Raw genomic sequence first — 23,707 nt, forward strand, 5'->3', positions numbered from 1 at the left:
CCCGCGTGCGCTTCAAGAGGGTGTCGCGCGTCGCCGGCCGGGGTTCCTGGATCCCTTGGAGTCGACATGAACGCTCCTGCTTCGCCTGCCTTGCGTGCCGCGCTTGAATCCGTCCAGCTGGACGACAAGTACACCCTGGAATCCGGGCGCGCCTGGATGAGCGGCATCCATGCCCTGGTCCGCCTGCCCATGATGCAACGCGTGCGTGATGCGCGCGCCGGCCTGAATACGGCGGGCTTCGTGTCTGGTTATCGCGGTTCTCCGCTGGGCGGCGTGGACCAGAACATGTGGAAGGCGGCCAAGTACCTGAAGGCCCATCACGTCGAGTTCCAGCCCGGCATCAACGAAGACCTGGCCGCCACCGCGGTGTGGGGCTCGCAGCAGGTCAACCTGTTCCCGGGCGCCAAGTACGACGGCGTGTTCGGCATGTGGTACGGCAAGGGGCCTGGCGTGGACCGCTGCGGCGACGTCTTCAAGCACGCCAACGCCGCCGGCACCTCGCGCCATGGCGGCGTGCTGGTGGTGGCGGGCGACGACCACCCCGCCAAGTCCTCGACCCTGCCGCACCAGAGCGACCACATCCTCAAGGCCTGCATGATCCCTGCGCTGTTTCCGTCCAGCGTGCAGGAAGTGCTGGACTACGGCCTGCATGGCTGGGCGATGAGCCGCTACGCGGGCGTCTGGGTGGGCATGAAGTGCATCACCGATATCGTCGAAGTCTCGGCTTCCGTGGACGTGGATCCCCATCGCGTGGAGATACTGCTGCCGCAGGACTTCCTGCTGCCGGCCGACGGCCTGAACATCAGGCTGCCCGACACGCCGCTGCAGCAGGAGGCCCGCCTGCTGGACTACAAGCTCTATGCCGCGCTGGCCTATGCCCGCGCCAACAAGCTCAACCGCGAACTCTGGCATGTGCCGCAGCGCGATGCGCGCTTCGGCATCATGACCTCGGGCAAGGCATATCTGGACACGCGCCAGGCGCTGTCCGACCTGGGGCTGTCCGAGACCGTATGCCAGCGCATCGGCCTGCGGCTGTTCAAGGTCGGCATGGTCTGGCCGCTGGAGTCCACCGGCATGCAGCATTTCGCCGAAGGCCTGGACGAGATCCTGGTGGTCGAGGAAAAGCGCCAGGTGCTGGAGTACCAGCTGAAGGAAGAACTGTTCAGCTGGATCGGCAGCGGCAAGAAGATTCCGCGCGTGGTCGGCAAGTTCGACGACAAGGACGGCGGCGAATGGTCGGTGCCGCAAGGCAACTGGCTGCTGCCGGCGCATTATGAGTTCTCGCCCGCCATGGTTGCGCGCGCCATCGCCGCGCGCTTGTTGCGTTTCGAACTGCCCGAGGACGTGCGCGCCGGCATCGAGGCGCGCCTGGCTTTCATCAGCGGCCGCGAACAGGCGCTGGCGCGCCCGCGCGTGGTCGAAGAGCGCAAGCCCTGGTTCTGTTCGGGCTGTCCGCACAACACCTCGACCCGCCTGCCGGAAGGCTCGCGCGGGATGGCAGGCATAGGCTGCCACTACATGGTCCGCTGGATGGACCGCAGCACCGATGTCTTTACGCAGATGGGCGGCGAGGGCGTGCCCTGGGTGGGCCAGGCCCCGTTCACCGAGGAAAAACACGTGTTCGCCAACCTGGGCGACGGCACCTACTTCCATTCGGGCTTGCTGGCCATACGCGCGGCGGTGGCGGCCAAGGTGCCCATCACCTACAAGATCCTGTTCAACGACGCGGTGGCGATGACGGGCGGGCAACCGGTGGACGGACCCTTGAGCGTGCCCATGATCAGCAGCCAGGTGGCGGCCGAGGGCATCGAGAAAATCATCGTCGTCACCGACGATCCCGACAAGTACAAGCATGTCGAGGGGTTGGCGCCCGGCGTGCCGGTACGGCATCGCGACGAGCTCGACGCGGTCATGCGCGAATTGCGCGAGCATCCCGCGGTATCGGTGCTGATCTATGACCAGACCTGCGCCACCGAGAAGCGGCGCCGCCGCAAGCGCAATGCCTACCCGGACCCGGCCCGCCGCGTGCTCATCAACGAACGCGTGTGCGAAGGTTGCGGCGACTGTTCACAGAAATCGCACTGCCTGTCGGTGGAACCCCTGGACACCGAGTTCGGCCGCAAGCGCACGATCAACCAGTCCAGCTGCAACAAGGATTTCTCCTGTCTGAAGGGCTTTTGCCCCAGCTTCGTGACGGTGGAAGGCGGCAAGCTCAAGAAGCCGGGCGCGCTGGCGCAGGACGGCGCCATCGATGACGACGTGCCGCAGCCGGCAGCGCGCGAACTGCATCAGCCCTACGGCGTCTTCATCGCCGGCGTGGGCGGCACCGGCGTGGTCACCATAGGCCAGCTGCTGGGCATGGCCGCGCACCTGGAAGGCAAGGGCTGTTCGGTGCTGGACATGGCGGGCCTGGCGCAGAAGGGCGGCGCGGTGTACTCGCACGTGGTGCTGGCGCAGACGCCGGACCGCCTGCTGAATACGCGGGTCGCCATGGGCGAGGCCGACCTGCTGCTGGCAGGCGACCTGGTGGTGGCCACCAGCGCCGAATCCATGGCGCGGGTGAATCCCGACCGCACCCGCGTGCTGCTCAACAGCGACACCGCGCCGACCGCGTCCTTCGTCAGCAATCCGGACTGGACGCTGCCGGGCGCCAACCTGACCGCCGACCTGGCGTCCGCCTGCGGCAAGGAGCACCTGGCCACTGTCGATGCCGCCGCATTGGCCCTGGGCCTGCTGGGCGATGCGATCTACTCCAATCCGCTGATGATGGGCTACGCCTACCAGAAGGGCTGGATCCCGCTGTCGCAGCAGGCGCTCTTGCGCGCCATCGAACTGAACGGCCAGCAGGTGCCGAACAACCTCGCCGCCTTCGCCTGGGGCCGCCGCGCCGCGCATGACCTGGCGGACGTGAAGCGCCTGATCGCCAACGGCGGCGCGCCGTCGCGGCCGGAGGGCATCATCGAGCTCAAGCGTCCGCGCGCCGACAAGCCTGTGTTGGAACTGAAGAAGCCGACGGGCGAGCTGGAGCGGGTGGTGGCGGTGCGCAAGGCGTTCCTGACCGACTACCAGAACCAGGCTTACGCCCTGCAATACACCGAACTGGTGGACAAGGTGGCGCGCGCCGAGCGCGAGGCCACGGGCACCAACCGGCTGGCGCTGGCGGTGGCGCGCTACTACTTCAAGCTGATGGCCTACAAGGACGAATACGAAGTCGCGCGGCTGTATTCGGACGGCGAGTTCCTCAAGCGGGTGCAAGCGCAGTTCGAAGGCGACTGGAAGCTGCGTTTCCACCTGGCGCCGCCGCTGTTCGCGCGGCGCGACAAGGACGGCCACCTGATCAAGCGCAGTTATGGCCCGGGGATGTTGCGCGTGTTCCGGGTGCTGGCGCGGATGCGCAGATTGCGCGGCACGAGACTGGACCCGTTTGGCTACACGGCTGAGCGCCGCACCGAACGCGAACTGATCCGCGAGTACCGGGAGACGATCACGGCGATCCTGTCGAAGCTGAATCGCGGGAACCTGGACCGTGCAGTGGCGCTGGCGAGTTTGCCCGAGGACATCCGGGGGTATGGCCACGTGAAGGAGGCCGCGATGGAGAGCGTGGCTGCGCGCAGGGAGGCGTTGCTGAAGGACTTCAGTGCGACGGTGGTTTCCATTGGAGGAGCGCGGGTGGCCTGAGTCATTCCATCCCCGTCACTCCATCACCCGCCGCGTCTCGCGCGGCAGTTCCCCGAAACGTTCCCGGTAATACTCCGAGAACCTCCCCAGATGTCCGAACCCCACGCCCAGCGCCACTTCCGTGACGCTGGCGCCTGCCTGCGTGCGCAACCGGTTTCTGGCTTCGTCCAGCCGCAGCGCCCGCAGCGCGTTCATGGGGGTGGTGTTGCGGTGTTCCTGGAACAGGCGCGTCAGCGCGCTGGCGCTGGCGCCGGCATGGCGGGCAATGTCCGCCAGGGTCAGCGGGACGGCGAGGTGGTCGCGCATATAGGATTCCGCCGCGCTCAGGCGGCGCGGGACGGCGGGGGCGATGCCGGCATGCGCCTGCCAGCTGTTGGGCTGGTTGTAGAGCAGGTGCAGCACCAGCGTGTCTTCCAGGTGCTCCAGCCAGGCCGCGGGCGGGCGGGGAGCGCCGTCATCCAGCGTGGGCAGCAGGTGGATCAGGCTTTCGACCATGCTGCGCCAGACGGCGCCGACCGGGTTGTCCAGGCGCAGAGCGGGGCTGAAGTCCAGCGGCCGGGTGGCGGCCTCGCCGAAGGCGCGCAGCCCGATGGCTTCGAGCTTGCCGCGAGGGATCTTGAGCAGCAGCTGTTCGCAGCCGGCTTCCCAATGCAGTTTCAGCGGGCGGTTGGGGGCGATGACGGCGGCGCAATCGGGGTCGGCGTCGACGCGGTCGTTGCCGCATTCGATACAGGCGCGGCCGCTCAGGGGGACCTGGACCAGCATGAAGTCCTGCAGGCGGTCGGGTTCGATGTGGACTTCGGCGCCGTAGCGCAACGTACAGACCGTCAGCGAACCGAAGCGGCCCCGGTTCAGTTCGGCATCGACGCGGCCGCCTTTCCAGGTGAGACGGTGCTCTTTCAGGGCTTCGGAGACGAGGGTGCGCGTCTCGTCCTGCTGGGTGGAGCTGAAGACGCGCCGCTTGAACAGGGGCGCAAGCGTGAGTCGGGACCAGCCGTGCATGGATGCCTCCGGGACGGGAACGCTCCCGTGTCATTGGCGAGGGTACTTTAAACGTCAAGGACTTGGAATTAAGTGATTCCCGGATAAGGCTGACGGAATCCGGATAGAGCGGCTCTCTGGGGCAGCCTAATCTAGCCGGCAGGCCCTTCGCGTGTTGGTTGGAGGGCGCCGCCGCGGCGCGTAAGCTGGCGGCGTTGTTCGGCAGCATGCGTTAACCGACGGCAGACGGGTTCTGTCAGCTTTCCGCCGGCCAGGCCGGGCGGGAAAAACGGGGTGGCTCATGAATCAAAAGCTATGGAGCCGGCGCGCGCTGGCTGCGCTGGTGTGCATGACGGCGGCGGCGAGCGCCGTGGCGGCGGACAAGGTCAAGGTTGGCTTGCTGACCACGTTGTCGGGGCCGGGCGCGGCGCTGGGCAACGAGATCCGCGATGGCTTCAATCTGGCGCTGCAGCATACCGGCGGCAAGCTGGGCGGACTGCCGGCCGAAGTGGTGGTGGCGGACGACCAGCAGAAGGCGGACACCGGCCGCCAGGCGGTGGAGCGGCTGTTGAAGCGCGACCGCGTGAACGTCATGACGGGCATTGTGTTCTCGAACGTGCTGCTGCCGGTGATGCCGGCCATCCTGCAATCGGGGACCATCTACCTCAGCACCAATACGGGCCCCGAGAACTATGCGGGCGCGGGCTGTAATCCGAATTTCTTCGCGGTGGCTTGGCAGAACGAGGACATCCCGGCCGCGATGGGCAAATACGCCACCGACCAGGGCTACAAGAGCGTGGCGCTGATCGCGCCGGACTATCCGGGCGGGCGCGAATCGCTCAACGGCTTCAAGCGCCTGTACAAGGGTGGCCTGTCCGAAGAGATCTACACCCAGCTCGGGCAGCTGGACTATGGCGTGGAGATCACGCGCCTGCGCGCCAGCAAGCCGGACGCGGTGTTCTTCTTCCTGCCCGGCGGCATGGGCGTGAACTTCATCAAGCAGTTCAACGGCGCCGGCCTGTCCAAGGAGATCGCGCTGCTGGCGCCGGGCTTTTCGGGCGACGAGGACACCATCGCGGCGGTGGGCGCGCCCATCGAGGGCATGCGCAATACCTCGCAGTGGGCATCGGACCTGGACAACCCGGCCAACCGCAAGTTCGTCGAGGATTTCCGGAAGACCTACAACCGCAGCCCCACGCTGTATGCCTCGCAGGGCTATGACGCGGCCATGCTGCTGGATAGCGCGGTGCGCCAGACCGGCGGCAAGCTGGAGGCGGATGCGCTGCGTCCGGCGCTGAGGCGCGCGGATTTCAAGTCGGTGCGCGGCGATTTCAAATTCAACCGCAACCAGTATCCGGTGCAGAACTATTACCTGCGCATCGTCGAGGCGGGGGCGGGGGGCAAGTTGTCCAATAAGCTGTCGGGCACGGTGCTGACCCAGTACCAGGACCCTTTCGCCGCAGCCTGCCAGATGAAGTAGGGCGGACATCCGCAACAAGGAGATACGTATGACCCAGAACATCACGACGCGCGAAGTGACGGTGGCCTCGCATGACGGCAAGTCCTTCGGCGCCTATCTGGCCGTGCCGGCGTCCGGGCACGGCCCGGGCCTGGTGCTGTGCCAGGAGATCTTCGGCGTGAACGACTTCATGCGCCGCGCGGCGCAGCTGCTGGCCGAGGAAGGTTATGTGGTGCTGGTGCCGGACCTGTTCTGGCGTCAGCAGCCGGGCATCCAGCTGACCGACGGCCCGGCCGACATGCCGCGCGCCTTCGAGCTCTACCAGAAATTCGACGTGGAGCTGGGCCTGAAGGACATCGCTTCCACCATCGCCGCGCTGCGCGGGCTGTCCGAGCAGCAGGGCGGAGTCGGCGTGCTGGGCTATTGCCTGGGCGGAAAATTGGCCTACCTGGCCGCCTGCCGCACCGACGTGGATGTGGCCATCGGCTACTACGGCGTGGGTATCGAGAACAGCCTGGACGAAGCGTCGCAACTGCGCGGCCGCCTGGTGCTGCACATCGCCGAGCAGGACGGCTTCTGTCCGCCCGAGGCGCGCCAGCGCATCCTGGAGGCGCTGGGCAACAAGCCCGGGGTGCAGATCTACGTCTATCCGGGCATGGACCATGCGTTCGCACGCACGGGCGGCGACCATTACGACAAGCCGTCGGCGCTGATGGCACACCAGCGCAGCATGGCGGCCTTGCAGCGCGCCATCGGGCCCGAATTCGACTATTCCTACCTTTGGGACAAGCATTGCGAGTACGAATTCGGCACGCGCGACGTGGCGGCCACGATGGCCACCATGGTGGCCGAACCCTACGTGAACCACATTCCCACCATGACCGGCGGCGTGGGCCACAAGGAACTGAGCCGCTTCTACCAGCACCACTTCGTCAACAGCAATCCGCCGGACACGCGCCTGGTGCCGCTGTCGCGCACGGTGGGCGCCACGCAGATCGTGGACGAGCTGCTGTTCTGCTTCACGCACACCACCGAGATCGACTGGCTGTTGCCGGGCGTGAAGCCCACTGGCAAGTATGTGGAGATTCCGCTGATCGCCATCGTCAAGTTCCGCGGCGACAAGCTTTATCACGAGCACATCTATTGGGACCAGGCCAGCGTGCTGGTGCAGGTGGGTCTGCTGGACCCCAAGGGCCTGCCCGTAGCCGGCCGCGAGACCGCCGCCAAGCTGCTGGACGAGACCCTGCCGTCGAACACGTTGATGGCGCGCTGGAAAGAAAGCGAGAACAAGTAGGAGCCGGACATGTCATACACCGAAGAGCAATTGGCCGCGATGGTGCGCGGCGACAGCGTGCACCGCGGCGTCTACACCGACCCCGCCATCTTCGACCTGGAGATGCAGCGGATCTATGGCCGCGCCTGGATCTACGTGGGGCATGAAAGCCAGGTGCCCAAGGCGGGCGATTACCACACCACGCGCCTGGGCGACCAGGACGTGTTGATGGTGCGCGCCACCGACGGCCGCGTGCACGTGCTGTACAACCGCTGCCCGCACAAGGGCGCCAAGGTGGTGGCCGACGGCGAGGGCTGTGTCGGCAAGTTCTTCCGCTGCCCTTACCACGCCTGGACCTTCAAGCTGGACGGCAGCCATCTGGGCGTGCCGTTGAAGCAGGGGCTGGAGGGTACGGCCTACGATCCCGCCGATCCGTCCTTCTCGATGCGCCGGGTGGCGCGCGTGGAAAGCTATCGCGGCTTCGTGTTCGCCAGCCAGGCCAAGGACGGCCCGGCGCTGGAAGACTTCCTGGGCGGCGTGCGCTCGTCGATCGACAACCTCTGCGACCGTTCGCCGGTGGGCGAGGTGGAAGTGGCCGGCGGCATCTTCCGCGTCATGCAGCGTTCGAACTGGAAGGTGTTCTACGAGAACCTGCACGACACCATGCATGCCCGCGTCACGCATGAATCGTCATATGCCGCAGCCCGCGACGAGGCCAAGGAAATGGGCGAGATGCCGCTGGAGCTGCACATCATGGACGGCAACGGCGAACCCTACGAATTCTGGGAAAAGCTGGAGCTGCGCGCCTATCCCAACGGCCACGGCTACATGGAAGGCATCTTCAATCCGGGCGCGGCCGAACGCGACCCGGTGTCGCGCGCGCATTTCGAAACCCTGACCGCCGCCTACGGCGAGACGCGCGCGCGCGAGATCCTGGGCATGAACCGCCACAACACGGTGATCTACGGCAGCGGCTCGCCCCACACGGTGTTCCAGCAGTTCCGCGTGATCCGCCCCATCGCCGTGGACCGCACCATGATCGAGATCCAGACCTTCCGCTGCAAGGGCGCGCCGGACGGGGTGTTCAAGCGCGCCATGCTGTACGCCAACGTCATCAACTCGCCTTCGTCCAACGTCATGCCGGACGACATCGAACTCTACAACCGCTGCCAGGAAGGCAATGCCACACGCGGCGGCGAATGGGTCAGCATGCACCGCTACCACGGCAGCGACCGCAGCGATAGCGAAGGCCTGGTGTCGGTCAACGGCACCAGCGAACTGCCCATGCGCAACCAGTTCGACGCCTGGAAGACCTATATGGAAGCCGGCCCCGCTGCCACGGAAGCCGCCGCCACCGGAGACCGCTCATGCTGCTAGACCTTGATTTCGACGTGAGCACGGCAGGCCTGTCGCCGGCCGAGGTGCCGGCCGACACCTACCACCGCATCGCGCAGTTCCTGTATCGCGAGGCTCGTCTGCTGGACGAGCGCCGCTACGACGACTGGCAGGCGCTGTGGACCGCCGACGGCATGTACTGGATGCCGCGCGTGCAGGGCCAGCAAAGTCCGTATGACCACATCTCGCTGTTCTGGGAAGACCGCATGCTGCGCGACGTGCGCATCCGCCGGCTGGAGCATCCGCGCAACTGGTCGCAGCAGCCGCCCACGCGCAGCGCGCGGCTGGTGGGCGCGGTGGAGATCGAGGGCGTGGACGCGGGCGGCAACCTGGTGGTGCATTCCACCTTCCAGATGACCGAATGGCGCAAGCGCCAGCCGCGCCAGCTGGCGGGCCGCTATACCCACAAGCTGGCCGCCGAGGGCGATAGCTGGCGTATCCGCATGAAGCGGGTGGATCTGGTCAATTGCGACGACGTGCACGACGTGTTCGAGGTGTTCGTGTGACCACGACCGATGCCGCGGTGCTGGCGCTGCACTTCCAGAACGACGTGCTGCACCCCGAGGGCAAGATCCGTGTCGGCCTGGATGCGGACAGCGGGGCGCGCCAGCGCCTGCTGGACAATGCGGCGGCCCTGCTGGCGGGCGCGCGGGCGCATGACCTGCCCATCGTGCACGTGCGCATCGCGTTCCGGCCGGACTACGCCGACCTGATGGCCAATTGCCCCATCTTCCGCAACGTGGCCGCCATCGGCGCGGTGCCGGAGGGGCAGTGGGGCAGCGCCTTCTACGAGGGGCTGCAGCCGCTGGCGGGCAGCGCGCGCGAGTTCGTGGTCAAGCACACCCGCATCAGCGCCTTCTACGGCACGCCGCTGGAAGAGACGCTGCGGCTCTTGGGCGCGCGCCGGCTGGTGGTGGCGGGCGTCGCCACGCATTCGGTGGTGGAGGGCACGGTGCGCCATGCGGCCGACATCGGTTTCGAAGTCATGGTGGCGCAGGACGCCTGCGCGTCCGCCGACCCGGCGGTGCATGACGCGTCGCTGGCCAGCATGCGCCTGATTGCGCAAACCGGGCCGGTGGCGGAAGCTGTGCGCTGGGCCGCCGCGCCTCATTGATCAAGGATTCATCATGGACTTCACAGGCTTTCCCGGGCTGGCCGGCAAGACCGCCATCGTCACCGGCAGCACCCAGGGATTGGGCGCGGACATCGCGCGCGGCCTGGCCGCGGCCGGCGTCAACGTGGTGCTGGTCGGGCGCAATGCCGAGGCCGGCCGCAAGCTCGAAAACGAGCTGGACGGCCGCGCGCTGTACTGCGAAACCGACATCGGGCAGGACGACCAGATACAGCGCTGCATCGACGCCGCCGTGGCGCGCTTCGGGCGGCTGGATATCCTGGTCAACAACGCCTGCCAGTACGCGGACCGGGGCCTGGCCTCGTCGCGCGCGGAATGGCACAGCACGCTGGACACCAACCTGGTGTCGGCGGCCATCTTCACGCAAATGGCTGCGCCGCTGCTGCCGCGCGGCGGCGTGGTGGTGAACATGGGCAGCACGGGCGGCAAGTTCGGCGCGGCAGGGCGCGCGCTTTATCCGGCGTCCAAGGCGGCGCTGCTGCAGATCACCAAGAACTTCGCGGTGGAACTGGCGCCGGCTGGCGTACGCGTGCTGGCGGTGTCGCCCGCCTGGACCTGGTCGCCGTCGGTGGAACAGTTGTCGGGCGGTTCGCGTCCGGCGGCGGACGCGGTGGGAGCGCATTTCCATCCGCTGGGGCGGGTCGGCTCGGGCGAGGAGATCGCCGCGGCCGTGTGCTTCGCTTGCTCCGACGCGGCTTCGTGGATGACGGGGGTGGACATACCCGTGGACGGCGGCTTTTCCATCCTGGGGCCGGACCGCGGCATTTCGCCGCGCGCCTGGTTCAAGGAACTGGCGCCCTGAAGGCGCCAGCGGGCGGCGTCAGCGGATGACGATCTGCCCTTCTTCGACGGCGGCCTTGCCGCCGATCTGATCTTCCAGGAATTCCTGCACCTTGTTGCCCACCTGAATCGTCGCGCCGCCGCAGAAGCGGCGCGCGGCCTGGATGGTGGCGCTGGCCAGGGGCTGCAGGTCCAGCACCAGCTGGGCCTCCTCCGCGTCCAGCGCCAGCAGGTCCTGGCTGAGCTTGACGTGGGTGTTGCGGGCGCGGTCGGCGACGTCGCCCGGGGCGCGCTGAGGATTGGCCTTCAGGAACATCAGCAGTTGTTCCAGCTTGGATTTTTCCTCATGCATCTTCTGGCGCTTGCGCGCCAATGCCGAGCGCTTGATGTCGGCGTGCGGATCCAGGCCGGCCTGCACCAGCGTCGGGATACCCGAGGGCGAGCCGATGGTGCCGGCGCGCACCGCCTGCATGGCGCGGGTCTGGCCGCCGGTGATGGCGCTTTGCTGGGTGTTGGGCGGGCCGACGTTGACGCTGCCGCCGGCCGCGATGCTGCTCTGGCGGACTTCGCGCTCCACGTCTACGTCCTTGCCTGCACTGATGACGGCGTTCTCGATGAACTTGGCGCGCAGCGCGCCGCCACAGACGACGCGCGCGGTGCGTGCGGCGGCGGTGGCGTCTTGCAGGGCTTCGGCCAGGCCGATGACGCCGCCCTTGACCGTCACGTTGCCGCCGGCCTCGACCAGCGCGGCTTCCATGGTGCCGTTGACCATCACGTCGCCCGTCACGTGGACTTCCATGGTGGCGGCGATGTCGCCGCGCACCAGCAGCGAGCCTTCGAAATGGATATTGCCGGTACTCAGGTTGACGGCGTCGACCTCGACCAGGGGATTGACCTGCACGCCGTGGCTGACCAGGGTGGGCGTGCCGGCGATGGTGGCGCGCAGCAGCAGCGGATCTTCCGGGTCGACGGTGGCGCCGGACAGGTCGCTGGCGAACGGCGTGTCAGGCAGCTCGTCGGGCAGGATCGGTTCGCCCAGCACGGTGCTGCCGTCGACGCCGGGCAGGGGCGGCGTGCGCCGCATCAGCGGCATGCCGGGCGTGACCAGCAACAGGCTGCCCAGGTCGCGGTAGTCCACCTGGGCCAGTTCGTCGATGTCCTGGCCGCGGGGCTTGAGACGGTCCAGCAGGCTTTCGAAGCGCGTCGGGGTGCCGCGGGTGGGCGGCGTGCCGCGGGCGATCTGCGTGGTTTCGCGGCGGCCTTGCGTGACGGTGTCGATCAGCTCCTGTTCCAGGATGCCGTGGACGATGCCGCGCTCGGCCAGCACCTGGCGCACGGCTTCCAGCGTGACGGGCTTGCCCCCCTTGGGCGGGAGCAGGGTCAGCAGGGCGGACATGCGCTCGGCGTCCAGTTCCAGTTCCAGCGAACCGTCGACGAGCTGGCCAACCGGGGCCCGCACGGGTTCGTTGGCGTGGCGGCACAGGTCGATGAAGGTCAGGACGGCCTGGCTGTCCAGCGCTTCGGCGCCCCAGCCCTGAGCGACGGCCACCGCCGCCAGCGTGTCCCAGCTGGGCAGGTCGGCATTGGCTTGGGGGCCTGGTTCGTCGTCGTCCGCGACCGCGACGCTGGCCTCGGCCTCGAGGGCGGCCGCCCCGTCCGTCTCGGCTGGCGAGGGGGACGCCAGGGCGGAATCCGCTGCATCGGGACGTGCGGGCGGCGTGTAGACCGCCGTCAGGACGTTGGTCGTGGCGTCCAGCGTCAGCTGGAGCGTGTTTTCTGCGTCCATCTTGCCTCTCCAGCCTGGTGTTTCTGTCAGGTGAAATTATTTAGTAATTATAGGAAATATTAAGTCATATTCTAGCGTAAGCGCCATGGGCTACTGGAAAGTAGGCAGGGAAAATTCCACCGCATGCCCTAGTTCTGCCCCTGTTTGCTCCTGGGACGGCGACCGTTCGGCCAGGACTAGGGCGTCGGTACTAGCGACAAATGGGCGTTGCCGCAGCAGCATAGGAGCTCGATTACACGTCTTCGGACGCCGCCGGAGCCCACCCATGCACCGCCATCCCCGTTCTGTCCTGCCGGCCCTGCGCGCCCTCGCGGCGCGCGCCGCGGGCATGGCGGCGCTGGCAGCCCTGGCGGCCGGCATTCTGGCGCTGGCGCCCGCCGGCTCCGCCCAGGCGGCCGACATCTACCGCTACAAGGATCCCTACGGCGTGTGGCGTTCCATGAAGGTGCCCACGGGCTACGCCAAGTATTACAAGCGGGCGCAGGCCAGGACTGCCTGGCGCGGCAGCGGCATGAAGGTCTGCCTGGAATGCGAGCCCAAGTCCGGAGATGGCGCACGCCTGGTGACGCTGGCCTCCGCGTCGCGCGCGCAGCGCTGGGGAGACCTGAAGGTACCGCAGGCGCATGACGGGCTGATTGCCCGGGCAGCCCGGGAGTCGGGCGTGGATCAGGCCTTGCTGACTGCCGTGATCGCGATCGAATCGGGCTTTCGCAGCGACGCCCGCTCCCCCAAGGGGGCGCTGGGCCTGATGCAGCTGATGCCCGCCACCGCGGCGCCGTTGTTGTCGGTGACGGACGTGGAGACGGCGCTGGTGGATCCGGCGACCAATGTGAACGCGGGGTCGCGCCATCTGCGCCGGCTGATCGACCAGTATCCCGGCCGCCTGGATCTGGCGCTGGCGGCCTATAACGCGGGGGAAGGAGCGGTGCGCAAATACGACGCCGTGCCGCCCTATGCGGAAACCCAGGCGTACGTGCGGGATGTGACCGCCTTGTACGAGCACTACAAGGCGCCTTGAAGGGGAGCGGCCGCAGGCCGGCTCCCCGGCGTCGTTACATGGACGCGAAGACCTTTTCGGCGATGTCCAGGGTGGACTTGATCACCGCGTCATCGTGCGTGGCCGAGACGAAGCCCGCTTCGAAGGCGGACGGCGCGAAATGCACGCCGTGGTCCAGCATGGCGTGGAAAAAACGATTGAACGCCGCGGTGTCGCAGGCCGAGACTTCAGCGAACGAGGTCGGGATCTTATCGCTGAAGTAGATGCCGAACATGCCGCCCACCGAGTCGGCCGAGAAGGCCAGGCCGGCGGCGCGGGCGCGTTCCTGCAGGCCCTGGGCGAGCTTGGCGGTCTGGGCTGCGAGCTTGTCGTAGAAGCCCGGAGCGGCGATCAGGCGCATCGTGGCCAGGCCCGCGGCCACGGCCACCGGGTTGCCCGACAGCGTGCCGGCCTGGTAGACGCCGCCCAGCGGGGCGATGTTCTTCATGATCTCGGCGCTGCCGCCGAAGGCGCCCACCGGCATGCCGCCGCCGATCACCTTGGCCAGCGTGGTGATGTCGGGCTTGACGCCGGTAAGCCCCTGCACGCCTTGCGGGCCGACGCGGAAGCCGGTCATGACTTCGTCGAAGATCAGCAGCGCGCCGTGCTGCGTGCAGACTTCGCGCAGGCCTTCCAGGAAGCCCGGGGCCGGCTTGATCAGGTTCATGTTGCCGGCGACCGGCTCGACGATGATGCAGGCGATGTCGGCGCCATGCTGGGCGAAAGCCTCGCGCACGGCGTCCAGGTTGTTGTATTCCAGGGTCAGCGTGTGCGAGACGAATTCCGGCGGCACGCCGGCCGAGCTGGGGTTGCCGAAGGTCAGCAGGCCGGAGCCGGCCTTGACCAGCAGGCTGTCCGAATGGCCGTGGTAGCAGCCTTCGAATTTCACGATCTTGGCGCGGCCGGTGGCGCCGCGGGCCAGGCGGATGGCCGTCATGGTCGCTTCCGTGCCCGAGCTGACCAGGCGCACCTGCTCCAGCGAAGGCAGGCGCGAGATCAGCACTTCGGCCAGCTCGATTTCCGCTTCGGTGGGGGCGCCGAAGGACAGGCCGTTGACTGCGGCTTCCTGCACCGCGCGCACTACTTCAGGATGCGAGTGGCCGAGGATGGCGGGGCCCCAGGAACCGACGTAGTCGATGTACTGCTTGTCTTCCGCGTCCCACACATACGGGCCTTGCGCGCGCTTGATGAAGCGCGGCGTGCCGCCCACGGAGCGGAAGGCGCGCACGGGCGAGTTGACGCCGCCGGGGATGCTGCGGCAGGCGCGTTCGAAAAGCTGGGCGTTACTGGACATGGCGTTCAAGGCTTGCGGTTGGGGTTGTCGGAGTAAGGCGCGGAGCATGCGGCCGCGGCGGCGCGGATGCTGGGCGCCTCGAATAGCGCGGTGATGACGGCGATGGAGTCGGCCCCGGCCTGCGCCACCAGCGGCGCGTTGTCGGGCGTGATGCCGCCGATGGCGACGACCGCGGGCCGGGGCGCATCGCAGTTGTCCGTCAGGCGGCGCGCTTCGGTCAGGACCGAAAGCGGCGCGCGCACGGTATCGGGTTTGACGGTGGAGGCAAACATGGCGCCGAAGGCGATGTAGTCGGCGCCCGCGGCCAGCAGTTCCCGCGCGCGGCCCAGGTCGTCGTAGCTGGAGCCGCCCAGGATCAGGTCGGGGCCGGCCTCGGCGCGGATGCGCGCCAGGCTTTCGTCCTCGCGGCCGACGTGCGCGCCGTCGGCGCCCACTTCCAGCGCCAGGCGCCAGTCGTCATTGATCAGGAAGACCACGCCCAGTTCGCGGCACAGCGGCGCCAGCGCGCGGGCCTGGGCGGCGCGCACGGCGTCGGGCACGTTCTTGCGGCGCAGCTGCAGCGAGCGCATGCCGCCCGCGGCGGCCTGGCGCACCGCCAGCAGCAGGCGCTCGGTATCGTCCCATTCGGGGGTGACGCCATAGAGGCCAGTGGGGAAGCGCAGCGCTTTCATTGGGAGGGAATCCGGTTGGGAATGCGCCGGCCCATGCCCGGCAGGAAGCTGGCGGCGACTGCCGCGTCGGCGTGCGCCAGTCCCTGGCGCACGGCTTCCGGCATTTCCAGGCCGCGAGCCAGCATGGCCGCAATGGCAGCGGCGGCCACGCCGCCGGCGTCGCCGTTGCGGTCCGGGGGCGCATGCCATGGCAGGATGGAGGTCTGGCCGTTGGGTCCCAGCAGCATGTTGGCGTAGTGGCCGGGCCGCTGCGGGCTGCCCAGGACCAGGACCCATTCCGCGCCCGCCGCCAGCAGGGCATGCATGGGCGTCGGTGCGTCCCCGATATCAATGTCACCGTCGGCGTGCCACTGCGCCAGGCGCAGGTGCTCGATGATCAGCAGGTCCGTCTGCGGCAGCACCAGCTCCAGGGTGGCGGCCAGCAGGTCGTCGGCATCGTCCTCGTCGGCGGCGTCGGCCGGCGGCTGGGCGCGCTGGCCCAGATGCAGGACCAGCGGCACCTGGCTGTAATCGGCGGCGATCTGCGCCGCGACGCTGGCGGTTTCGGCGGTGTATAGTCCGCCCACCTTGATGGCCTGCACGGACATGTCTTCGAGCAGGCAGCGAGCCTGGTCGTCCAGCAGGTCAGGCGTAACGGGATGGATTTCTTCGATGCCGGCGGTATCCCGCACGGTCAGCGCGGTCACGGCCGCCAGACCATGGCAACCCAGGCTGGCGCAAGTGACGGCGTCTGCCGGCAAGCCGTCGGAGCCCGAGGGATCGAGCGGACCGAAGACCAAAACGAGAGGGGGAGTAACGGGGGCCACTTGGACAGCGTTAGAGTGGAGGGGCGCCCGGACTCATTTGCGGTGAATCAGGGGAACCCCTATTGGGTTTCGGTAAGATTGTCCCCATTCTAATGGAAGCCCCTTACCTTTGCCCTGATGCCGGGCAAGGGCCTGGATTGATGTAAGAGAGAACTATGCGTACTTGGATGTGTTTGATTTGCGGCTGGGTCTATGACGAAGAGGCCGGCCTGCCCGACGAAGGCATTGCGCCCGGCACCCGCTGGGAAGACGTGCCCCCAAACTGGGTCTGTCCTGAATGCGGCGCCCGCAAAGAGGACTTCGAATTGATGGAAATCTGAGGCCACAGCGCCGACATATTCCGCCAAGGCTCGTAAGATGGGGCTACGCCCCATCCTTCGCAACCGTGGGCCGGACCTGCCGCCAGGCATGATGATTGCTGGGTACGCGCGGCCTCCCCACGGTTCTTTCAGATTACCCATGTAGGGGTTGCCATGACGGAAAAACATCACGAAGACGCCGCGACGCAGGCAGCCAATTTCGCCAACCAATTCCTGATCGCCATGCCCGGCATGGTTGAAGGCAGCCTGGCGGGTTCGGTCATCTATGTCTGCGAACATACTGAACGTGGCGCGCTGGGCCTGGTCATCAACCGGCCCACCGACCTGACGCTGGGCACCCTGTTCGAGCGCATCGACCTGACGCTCGAAATCGGTCCCGTGAAGGACACCCTGGTCTTCTTTGGCGGTCCGGTGCAGACCGACCGCGGTTTCGTGCTGCATGCGCCGGCCGGCGACTACAGCTCCAGCATCAAGCTGGGCGACATGGCGCTGACCACCTCGCGCGACGTGCTGCAGGCCGTGGCCGACGGCAAGGGGCCGGCCCGCATGCTGGTCACGCTGGGCTACGCCGGCTGGGGCGCGGGCCAGCTCGAAAGCGAGATGGCGCAGAACGCCTGGCTCAGCGTGGGCGCCGACGATAACATCATTTTCGACGTGCCCCCCGAGGAACGCTATCCGGCCGCGCTGAAGCTGCTGGGCATCGATCCGGTGATGCTGGCGGGCGATGCCGGACATGCCTGAAGAGACCCTGCTTGCCTTCGATTTTGGCGAGAAGAAGATCGGCATCGCCATCGGCAATACGCTGACGCGCCAGGCGCGTCCGCTGGAAATCATCTTCAGCGAAGTCCGCGAGGCGCGCTTCGGCCGCATCGCGGCGCTGCTGCAGGAGTGGCAGCCCCACCGCGTCGTGGTGGGGCTGGCGCTGGACGCCGACGGCGGCGAACAGCCCGCCACCGCGCGCTGCCGCCGCTTCGCCAACCAACTGCACGGCCGCTTCGGCCTGGCCGTCGAACTGGTCGACGAACGCGGCTCCAGCATGGAGGCGCAGCGCCTGCTCGGCACCCATGCCGCCGACGACGCGATGGCGGCTGCCGTTATCCTGCAACGATACCTGGACACTCTGCCTGCGTCCTGAGGCGCGCGGTCCGGACTGCCTATGCTCAATCCGCAACTCGATCGCCGCGGCGAACTGATACACCTGTTGACCACCGAAGGGCTGCCCCGCCGGCATGTCGAACGGCTGCTGGACGCGGCGCGCGCCTGGGCGGCGCGCGGCGATGCCGCGGGGGCGGCGCCGGCCTGCCCATCGCCCGCGATGCCGGTATTCCTGTGCCTGCCCGACGAGTCCGCGCAGGACCGCGACGCCTACACCGCCGCTGCGCAGCGCTTGTCGCTGTCTGCGGTGGCCCTGGATCCGCAGGCCGGCGACGCGCTGGCCGCAACCGTCGCGCGCTTGGCCCCGGGCCTGCTGGTGCTGCGCCATGGCGCCAGCGGCGCGGCGCATTGCGCGGCCGCGCACGCGGCGCCAGGCCTGCGCATCCTTAACGCGGGCGACGGCAGCCACGCCGATCCCTTGCCCGCGCTGGCGCTGGTGCAAGCCATGCTCGACGCGCGGCAGGACCTGACCAATCTGGCCGTGACGCTGGTGGGCGACATCCGCCACTCGCGCGTGGCGCGTTCCGTCATCCATGCCATGACCACGCTGGGCGTGCCCGAAGTCCGCGCCGCCGCGCCGCGCACCCTGTTGCCTGACGGACTGCCGCAGCTCGGCGTGCGCGCCTGCGCCACGCTGCGCGAAGGCTTGCAGGATGCGGACGTGGTCATCGCGCTGCCCTTGCATGTGGAAGGGATCAGCGGCGCGCAACTGCCTTCCGCCCGCGAATACGCGCAGGCCTACGGCCTGACGCCGGAGGCCCTGGCCGCGGCCCGCACCGATGCTCTGTTGCTGCCGGCGGGCGCGCTGACGCCCGGCATCGAGGTCGACGGCGATGTGTCGGCCAGCCTGGCGCCCATCGAGGCGCGGCTGGCGGATATCGAACAGCATTTGCGCCTGGCCGCCATGGAATTGCTGACCGGAGACGCATCGTGAGGCTGCATATCGCCAATGGCCGGCTGATCGATCCCGCCAATGCGGTGGACGGACGGCACGATCTCTACATCGCCGACGGCCACGTCGTCGCCGTGGGCCGCGCGCCCGACGGTTTTCAAGCGGATCGCTCCCTGGACGCAAGCGGGCTGGCGGTGCTGCCGGGCCTGATCGATCTGTCCGCGCGCGTTACGCAACCGGGCGCGGCGGCCTTCGCCGCCGCCGAACTGCGCGCGGCGCTTGCTGGCGGCGTCACCCGGCTGGTGCTGCCGCCGGATCCCGGCGCGCCGCTGGACGAGCCCGGCAAGGCCGAGGCCCTGATGCGCCACGCCGAGGCCGGGCAATGCCGGGTCCATCCGTTGGGCGCGATGACGGTGGGACTGGCCGGCGAAACGCTGGCCGAGATGGGCCTGCTGGCGCAGGCCGGCTGCCTGGCCTATACGCAGGGCGAGCAGGGCATCGCCGATACGCGCGTGCTGTGGGGCGCGATGCGCTATGCCGGCGGCATGGGCCTGGCGCTGTGGCTGCGTCCGCAGGATCCGTGGCTCGCGCGCGGCGCCGTGGCTGCAAGCGGCGCCTACGCCGAGCGCCTGGGCCTCGAAGGGCTGCCGCCGCAGGCGGAAACCGTGGCGCTGCACACCATTTTCGAATTGCAGCGCGTCACCGGCGCGCGCGTGCACCTGACGCGGCTGTCCTCGGCCGCCGGACTGGAACTGCTGCGCGCCGCCCGGCGCGAGGGCTTGCCGGTCACGGCCGATGTGTCCGTCCACAACCTGCACCTGACCGACGTCGACATCGGCTTCTTCAACACGGACTTCCGCCTGAACCCGCCGCTGCGCGGCCAGCGCGACCGCGACGCGATCCTGGCCGCATTGGCCGACGGCACGGTCGATGCGCTGTGCTCCGATCACAATCCGATCGACGACGCCGCCAAAGCCGTGCCGTTCCCCTTGGCCGAGCCCGGCGCTACCGGGCTGGAGCTGCTGCTGTCCCTGGCCCTGAAGTGGGCGCGCGATCACCGCCGGCCCCTGGCCGAAGCGCTGGCGCGCGTCACTTGCGGCCCCGCCGCGGTGCTGGCCAGCGTTGCGCCACTGGCCGCAGCCGCGGGCCATCTGGGCGTGGGAGCGCCAGCAGACCTGTGCCTGGCCGACCTGGAAGCCGAATGGCTGGTGATGCCCGGCGCGCTGCAAAGCCGCAGCGGCCATACCCCGTTCGCGGGTATGATGCTGCCCGGCCGCGTCCGCGCCACCGTGGTAGGTGGCAGCCTGGCCTGGGAGACTCCGGTTTGAAGCTGCTGCGCTTTGTTCTTAGGCTGTTCCTCGTGGTGCCCTGGATTCTCTTCGGCCTCTTGTGCGTGGGCCTGGTGTATCCCGTGATCGGCCCCAAAGCACGGGCCTGGCTGAATCGCCGCTGGTCGCGCTGCCTGATGGCCTTCTGTGGTCTGCGGGTCGTCCTCAAGGGCGAGCCGCGCCTGACCGGTCCGGTGCTGCTGGTGGCCAATCACGTGTCCTGGATCGACATCTTCGTGTTGAATTCGGCGCGCGCCACCTCCTTCGTCGCCAAGAGCGAAATCCGCAGCTGGCCGATCATCGGTTGGCTGGTGGCCGGCGCCGGCACGCTCTTCATCGAACGCGGCCAGCGGCATGCGGTGCACGCCATGGGTGAATCCATGCATGCCCGCTTCAAGCAGGGCGATGCGGTGGGATTGTTTCCCGAAGGCACGACCAGCGAGGGCTTCGAGCTATTGCCCTTCCATGCCAGCCTGTTCGAACCGGCACGTTCGGCCGCCGTCGAGATCCAACCGGTGGCCTTGCGCTTCCTGCAGCACGGCAAGCGCAGCGGCTATGCGGCGTTCGTGGGAGAGGAGTCCTTGGTCGCGAATCTCTGGCGGGTGCTGGGCGTGACGGGCTTGGCCGTCGAAGTGGTGTTCCTGCCGCCGTTGGCGGCGCGACACCCGGACGGGAGCCTGCCTACGCGGCTGGAGCTTTCGCATCAGGCCCGGGATGCGATTTTGAGTGTGCTGTAGCTAAGGCTAGAGCGCTTCGTAGGTCGTCCGTCGTCGCGGGCGGCGTGGCGGCTCGCGCCCACGATTGCGGTCCGGAGCGTTCGCTCCGGACTGCCCCGTCGTCATCTTCGTCCAGGCCTTCGGCCTTCCCTTCAGATTCCCTCGGGCGCATCGAGGTTGCGAGCCGCCACGCCGCCCGCGCCGACGGACTACGTGCGTCTTGGCTTGTTGCGCCGCTAGAGCAGTGGTTGGGGGCGTGTCTTGCGGGGCCCGCCCCAGGCCGGCCGCGCGGGCGGCCTTTTGGGGCTTACGCGGTGTCTTGCGTCGCGTGATGACGCTGCGCGCAGGTGGTTGGTGAATTGTGGTGCGTAGGGCGCCGAAGTGCGTCGGTAGGCCAACAATCGTCATTTCAACCCCAGTGCCGGATGGGTGGCGCGCGTGACGGTCGGCATGCGCAAGCGGTTCGCCATCGCGCGCCACCCATCACCGCCCATCCCCCATGAGCTGGCGACCATTAGTCAACGGCTCACCGCATTCGCGCAAGCGAACACAATTGAAATTCAAGGAATCACGTATGTCATTCTCGGCCGCCCGCGCGGCCGAGAATGACGGGCAGCTCAGGATTCGTCCCCGACCACGGCTCCAGCGCTGCACCAAACCAAGATTCAAGTAGCCCGTCGGTGCGGTCGCCTGAGTGGCGGGCAACCTCGATGCGCCCGAGGGAATCTGAAGGGAAGGCCGCAGGCCTGGACGAAGATGACGACGGGGCAGTCCGGAGCGAAGGCTCCGGACCGCAATCGTGGGCGCCCGCCACTCAGGCGTCCGCGCCGACGGGCGGCCTACGAAGCATCCCGTGTGACTGGGAACGGCCTACGAAGCATCCAGTGCGACTGAGAACCGCCTACGGAAGCATCCAGTGCGACCGAGAAAGCCTCAAACCTACTCAGACAACGGATCCTGAAACTGCGAACACTTGACCTGCACCAGCCTCCGATCCTGCAACCGCAAAGCCGTCAGCGACCCGCCCCAAACGCACCCCGTATCCAGGCAGATCACATCCGGCCGTTGCAATAGCCCCAGCGTCGACCAATGGCCGAACACCGTCGTGACATTCCGTGTGGCGCGGTTGGGCACGTCGAACCAGGGCACCAGGCCGGTAGGCCAGGCGCCCGGCGTCACCTTGGTGGCGAATTCCATGTGACCGTTGGGCGTGCACAGGCGGATGCGCGTCAGCGCGTTGATGATGACCCGCATGCGCTTGCCGCCCTTGTGGTCTTCTTTCCACGTGGCAGGCTCGTTGCCATACATCTTTTGCAGCGCCTTCTGCCAGTTCGGTCCGCGCAGGGCGTCCTGGACTTCGCCAGCCAGCGCCAGCGTCTTGGCCACGTCCCATTTGGCCAGCGTGCCGGCGTGCACCAGCAGGTGGTTCTGTTCGAAGTGGGCCAGCGGGCGAAAGCGCAGCCAATTGATCAGGTCGGCCGCGTCCGGCGCGCGCAGGATGCCCTCGAGCGTGTCCGATTTGGACGGCTTGCGCACCCCCGCGGCCGTGGCCAGCAGGTGCAGGTCATGGTTGCCCAGCACCGAGGTCGCGCGGTCGCCCAGGTCGATGATGCGGCGCAGGGTTTCCAGCGACTCGGGGCCGCGGTTGACCAGATCTCCGGCGAACCAGAAGCGCGACTGGGGGTCGCCGACCAGTTCGGGATGGGACAGCAAGCGATCCAGCGGCGAGCAGCAGCCCTGCACGTCGCCGATCATCCAGATACTGCCGTTCATGCGGGACTTTTGCTCCAAGGCCAACGTTGTTGCACGATCCGCGTGATGGTGTGGCGGTACTCCATGTAGCTCATGGCGCCCAACGCCACGATCATGGCGCCGATGTTCGGACCCAGGGCGGTCAGCCAGGCTGGCCATTTGCCCAGCATGCCCACGTTCAGGGCCAGCTGGTTCAGCATGAAGAAGCCCACGCCGAGCAGGATGCCGATGAAGACCTTGGCGCCTACGCCGCCGCGGCGCGTTTGCATCAGGCCGATCGGAGCGGCAATGGTGATCATGACCAGCAGGGTGAACGGATACGCCAGTTTGCGCCACAAGGCGACGACCTGTCGACCATATTGCAGCTGGTTGTTGCGCAAATAATCCACATAGTCCAGCAGCGTGGCGATGGACATGCGTTCAGGTGTCAGCACGCGGGCCAGCAGGCGTTCGGCGCTGAGGGTGGTGTCGATATTGCGCTCGGGGACCTTGACCACGGTGGCGGGCGGGTGCTTGGGCGGACGCGCGTTGGCCAGCGCGTCTGCGGCTTCGTCGTCCAGCCGGGTTTCGGTGACGTCCTTGAGCAGCAGATCGCCGCGGGTGAACAGGCCGGTCGGCGCGGTGGACAGGGCGGACAGCGTCAGGTCTTTCTTGAACTCGTAGAGGATGACGGAGCTGACCTGGCCGTCGCCCTTGAGTTCGCCGATGTTGATGATGCGGGTGCCGCCGTCGGCGGTGGGTTCCTTGAACCAGTAGCCGCTCTTGAGGCGGTCGCCGCCGGCCTTGCCGCGGAACAGCAGGTTGGCCTCGCCGGATTTGATTTCGGCCCAGGGCGTGACGTACTCGGACAGCAGGGCCGCGCCTATCATCAGCGGAATCGTGACGATCCAGAGCATGCGCAGCAGCTTCATGCCGCTGACGCCGGACACCCGCAGGATGACCAGTTCGTTGCGCTGGGCCAGGCCCGCCAGCGCCAGAATGGCGCCGATCAGCAGGCCGATGGGAAGCAGGTCGTAGAGACGGGTCGGGATCGCCAGCGCCTGCATGTACAGCAGGGCCATCATGGAGAACTTGTCGCCGACGTTGTCCAGATCGTCCACCAGCGCGAAGAACGTGAAAAGGCCCAGCAGGGCCATGAGGACCACTGCGCAAGAGCGATAGATCTCGCGGGCCAGGTAGCGACGTGCGGTACGCATGAAGAAATGGAGGAACGCCTAAACCCGAAAGCTTAACAAATCCCGCCGCCGAGGGTG

General features: G+C 67.8%; 21 protein-coding genes. 14 read left to right on the forward strand and 7 right to left on the reverse strand.

Annotated elements, in window-relative coordinates:
- The first annotated feature begins 66 nt into the window (after positions 1-66).
- Positions 67-3,678, forward strand: coding sequence for an indolepyruvate ferredoxin oxidoreductase family protein (locus tag IAG39_RS02635; protein WP_118933635.1), 3,612 nt, complete (start codon positions 67-69; stop codon positions 3,676-3,678).
- Between the two features lie 15 nt (positions 3,679-3,693).
- Here IAG39_RS02635 and IAG39_RS02640 read toward each other — a convergent pair whose 3' ends face one another.
- Entirely contained in the window at positions 3,694-4,680 is a 987-nt protein-coding gene (locus tag IAG39_RS02640; RefSeq protein ID WP_059377562.1) for an AraC family transcriptional regulator, read from the reverse strand.
- Between the two features lie 280 nt (positions 4,681-4,960).
- Between IAG39_RS02640 and IAG39_RS02645 the strand changes: the two genes are divergently transcribed.
- From IAG39_RS02645 to IAG39_RS02670, 6 genes are read left to right on the forward strand one after another with little or no spacing between them, the layout of a single operon-like run.
- Entirely contained in the window at positions 4,961-6,139 is a 1,179-nt protein-coding gene (locus IAG39_RS02645) for an ABC transporter substrate-binding protein (RefSeq protein ID WP_059377565.1), read from the forward strand.
- Positions 6,140-6,167: 28 nt separating this feature from the next.
- On the forward strand, positions 6,168-7,412 hold the full coding sequence (locus IAG39_RS02650) for a dienelactone hydrolase family protein (protein ID WP_059377568.1): 1,245 nt from the start codon (positions 6,168-6,170) through the stop codon (positions 7,410-7,412).
- Between the two features lie 9 nt (positions 7,413-7,421).
- Positions 7,422-8,768, forward strand: coding sequence for an aromatic ring-hydroxylating dioxygenase subunit alpha (locus IAG39_RS02655; RefSeq protein ID WP_118933636.1), 1,347 nt, complete (start codon positions 7,422-7,424; stop codon positions 8,766-8,768).
- Positions 8,759-9,292 (forward strand): aromatic-ring-hydroxylating dioxygenase subunit beta, encoded by a 534-nt coding sequence (locus tag IAG39_RS02660; protein WP_118933637.1) that lies wholly within the window; start codon positions 8,759-8,761, stop codon positions 9,290-9,292. Before IAG39_RS02655 ends, IAG39_RS02660 begins: the two co-directional genes overlap by 10 nt.
- Positions 9,289-9,900 (forward strand): cysteine hydrolase family protein, encoded by a 612-nt coding sequence (locus IAG39_RS02665; RefSeq protein WP_059377573.1) that lies wholly within the window; start codon positions 9,289-9,291, stop codon positions 9,898-9,900. The genes IAG39_RS02660 and IAG39_RS02665 overlap by 4 nt, the downstream gene beginning before the upstream one ends.
- A gap of 13 nt (positions 9,901-9,913) precedes the next feature.
- A complete protein-coding gene (locus IAG39_RS02670) occupies positions 9,914-10,720 on the forward strand; it encodes an SDR family oxidoreductase (protein WP_118933638.1) in 807 nt (268 codons plus the stop codon).
- Between the two features lie 18 nt (positions 10,721-10,738).
- Here IAG39_RS02670 and IAG39_RS02675 read toward each other — a convergent pair whose 3' ends face one another.
- Positions 10,739-12,484: a DUF342 domain-containing protein gene (locus tag IAG39_RS02675; protein ID WP_118933639.1), complete on the reverse strand. Its 1,746-nt coding sequence runs from the start codon at positions 12,482-12,484 to the stop codon at positions 10,739-10,741.
- Positions 12,485-12,749: 265 nt separating this feature from the next.
- Here IAG39_RS02675 and IAG39_RS02680 point away from each other — a divergent pair, with 265 nt between their 5' ends.
- A complete protein-coding gene (locus tag IAG39_RS02680) occupies positions 12,750-13,502 on the forward strand; it encodes a lytic transglycosylase domain-containing protein (RefSeq protein WP_118933640.1) in 753 nt (250 codons plus the stop codon).
- A gap of 34 nt (positions 13,503-13,536) precedes the next feature.
- Here the strand turns inward: IAG39_RS02680 and hemL are convergent, their stop codons facing one another.
- Genes hemL through IAG39_RS02695 form a run of 3 tightly spaced genes read right to left on the reverse strand, consistent with a single transcriptional unit; the run spans position 13,537 to position 16,291 of the window.
- Positions 13,537-14,814, reverse strand: a complete 1,278-nt coding sequence (gene hemL, locus IAG39_RS02685; protein ID WP_118933641.1) for a glutamate-1-semialdehyde 2,1-aminomutase — start codon at positions 14,812-14,814, stop codon at positions 13,537-13,539.
- 5 nt (positions 14,815-14,819) lie between these two features.
- On the reverse strand, positions 14,820-15,485 hold the full coding sequence (gene thiE, locus IAG39_RS02690) for a thiamine phosphate synthase (RefSeq protein WP_118933642.1): 666 nt from the start codon (positions 15,483-15,485) through the stop codon (positions 14,820-14,822).
- The gene (locus IAG39_RS02695) at positions 15,482-16,291 is read right to left on the reverse strand and encodes a bifunctional hydroxymethylpyrimidine kinase/phosphomethylpyrimidine kinase (RefSeq protein ID WP_118933643.1); all 810 of its coding nucleotides are present in this window, start codon (positions 16,289-16,291) and stop codon (positions 15,482-15,484) included. The genes thiE and IAG39_RS02695 overlap by 4 nt, the downstream gene beginning before the upstream one ends.
- A gap of 155 nt (positions 16,292-16,446) precedes the next feature.
- Here IAG39_RS02695 and IAG39_RS02700 point away from each other — a divergent pair, with 155 nt between their 5' ends.
- The 6 genes from IAG39_RS02700 to IAG39_RS02725 all read left to right on the forward strand — a co-directional run bounded on the left by IAG39_RS02700 (position 16,447) and on the right by IAG39_RS02725 (position 20,723).
- The gene (locus tag IAG39_RS02700) at positions 16,447-16,611 is read left to right on the forward strand and encodes a rubredoxin (RefSeq protein ID WP_003814980.1); all 165 of its coding nucleotides are present in this window, start codon (positions 16,447-16,449) and stop codon (positions 16,609-16,611) included.
- Positions 16,612-16,764: 153 nt separating this feature from the next.
- Entirely contained in the window at positions 16,765-17,352 is a 588-nt protein-coding gene (locus IAG39_RS02705) for a YqgE/AlgH family protein (protein WP_059377582.1), read from the forward strand.
- On the forward strand, positions 17,345-17,746 hold the full coding sequence (gene ruvX, locus IAG39_RS02710; RefSeq protein ID WP_059377673.1) for a Holliday junction resolvase RuvX: 402 nt from the start codon (positions 17,345-17,347) through the stop codon (positions 17,744-17,746). The genes IAG39_RS02705 and ruvX overlap by 8 nt, the downstream gene beginning before the upstream one ends.
- A 21-nt stretch (positions 17,747-17,767) precedes the next feature.
- Positions 17,768-18,700 (forward strand): aspartate carbamoyltransferase, encoded by a 933-nt coding sequence (locus IAG39_RS02715; RefSeq protein ID WP_187774076.1) that lies wholly within the window; start codon positions 17,768-17,770, stop codon positions 18,698-18,700.
- Positions 18,697-19,986, forward strand: a complete 1,290-nt coding sequence (locus IAG39_RS02720) for a dihydroorotase (RefSeq protein ID WP_118935088.1) — start codon at positions 18,697-18,699, stop codon at positions 19,984-19,986. Before IAG39_RS02715 ends, IAG39_RS02720 begins: the two co-directional genes overlap by 4 nt.
- Positions 19,983-20,723 carry a lysophospholipid acyltransferase family protein gene (locus IAG39_RS02725; RefSeq protein ID WP_118935090.1) on the forward strand — a complete coding sequence of 247 codons (741 nt, stop codon included), beginning with the start codon at positions 19,983-19,985 and terminating at the stop codon, positions 20,721-20,723. The genes IAG39_RS02720 and IAG39_RS02725 overlap by 4 nt, the downstream gene beginning before the upstream one ends.
- Before the next feature lie 918 nt (positions 20,724-21,641).
- Here IAG39_RS02725 and IAG39_RS02730 read toward each other — a convergent pair.
- Both IAG39_RS02730 and lptG read right to left on the reverse strand, forming a co-directional pair.
- Positions 21,642-22,475 carry a symmetrical bis(5'-nucleosyl)-tetraphosphatase gene (locus IAG39_RS02730; RefSeq protein WP_059374024.1) on the reverse strand — a complete coding sequence of 278 codons (834 nt, stop codon included), beginning with the start codon at positions 22,473-22,475 and terminating at the stop codon, positions 21,642-21,644.
- Positions 22,472-23,650, reverse strand: coding sequence for an LPS export ABC transporter permease LptG (lptG, locus tag IAG39_RS02735; RefSeq protein WP_118935093.1), 1,179 nt, complete (start codon positions 23,648-23,650; stop codon positions 22,472-22,474). The genes IAG39_RS02730 and lptG overlap by 4 nt, the downstream gene beginning before the upstream one ends.
- Positions 23,651-23,707 lie beyond the last annotated feature (57 nt).

The sequence above is a fragment of the Achromobacter xylosoxidans genome (assembly GCF_014490035.1).
Classification (GTDB): domain Bacteria; phylum Pseudomonadota; class Gammaproteobacteria; order Burkholderiales; family Burkholderiaceae_B; genus Achromobacter; species Achromobacter bronchisepticus_A.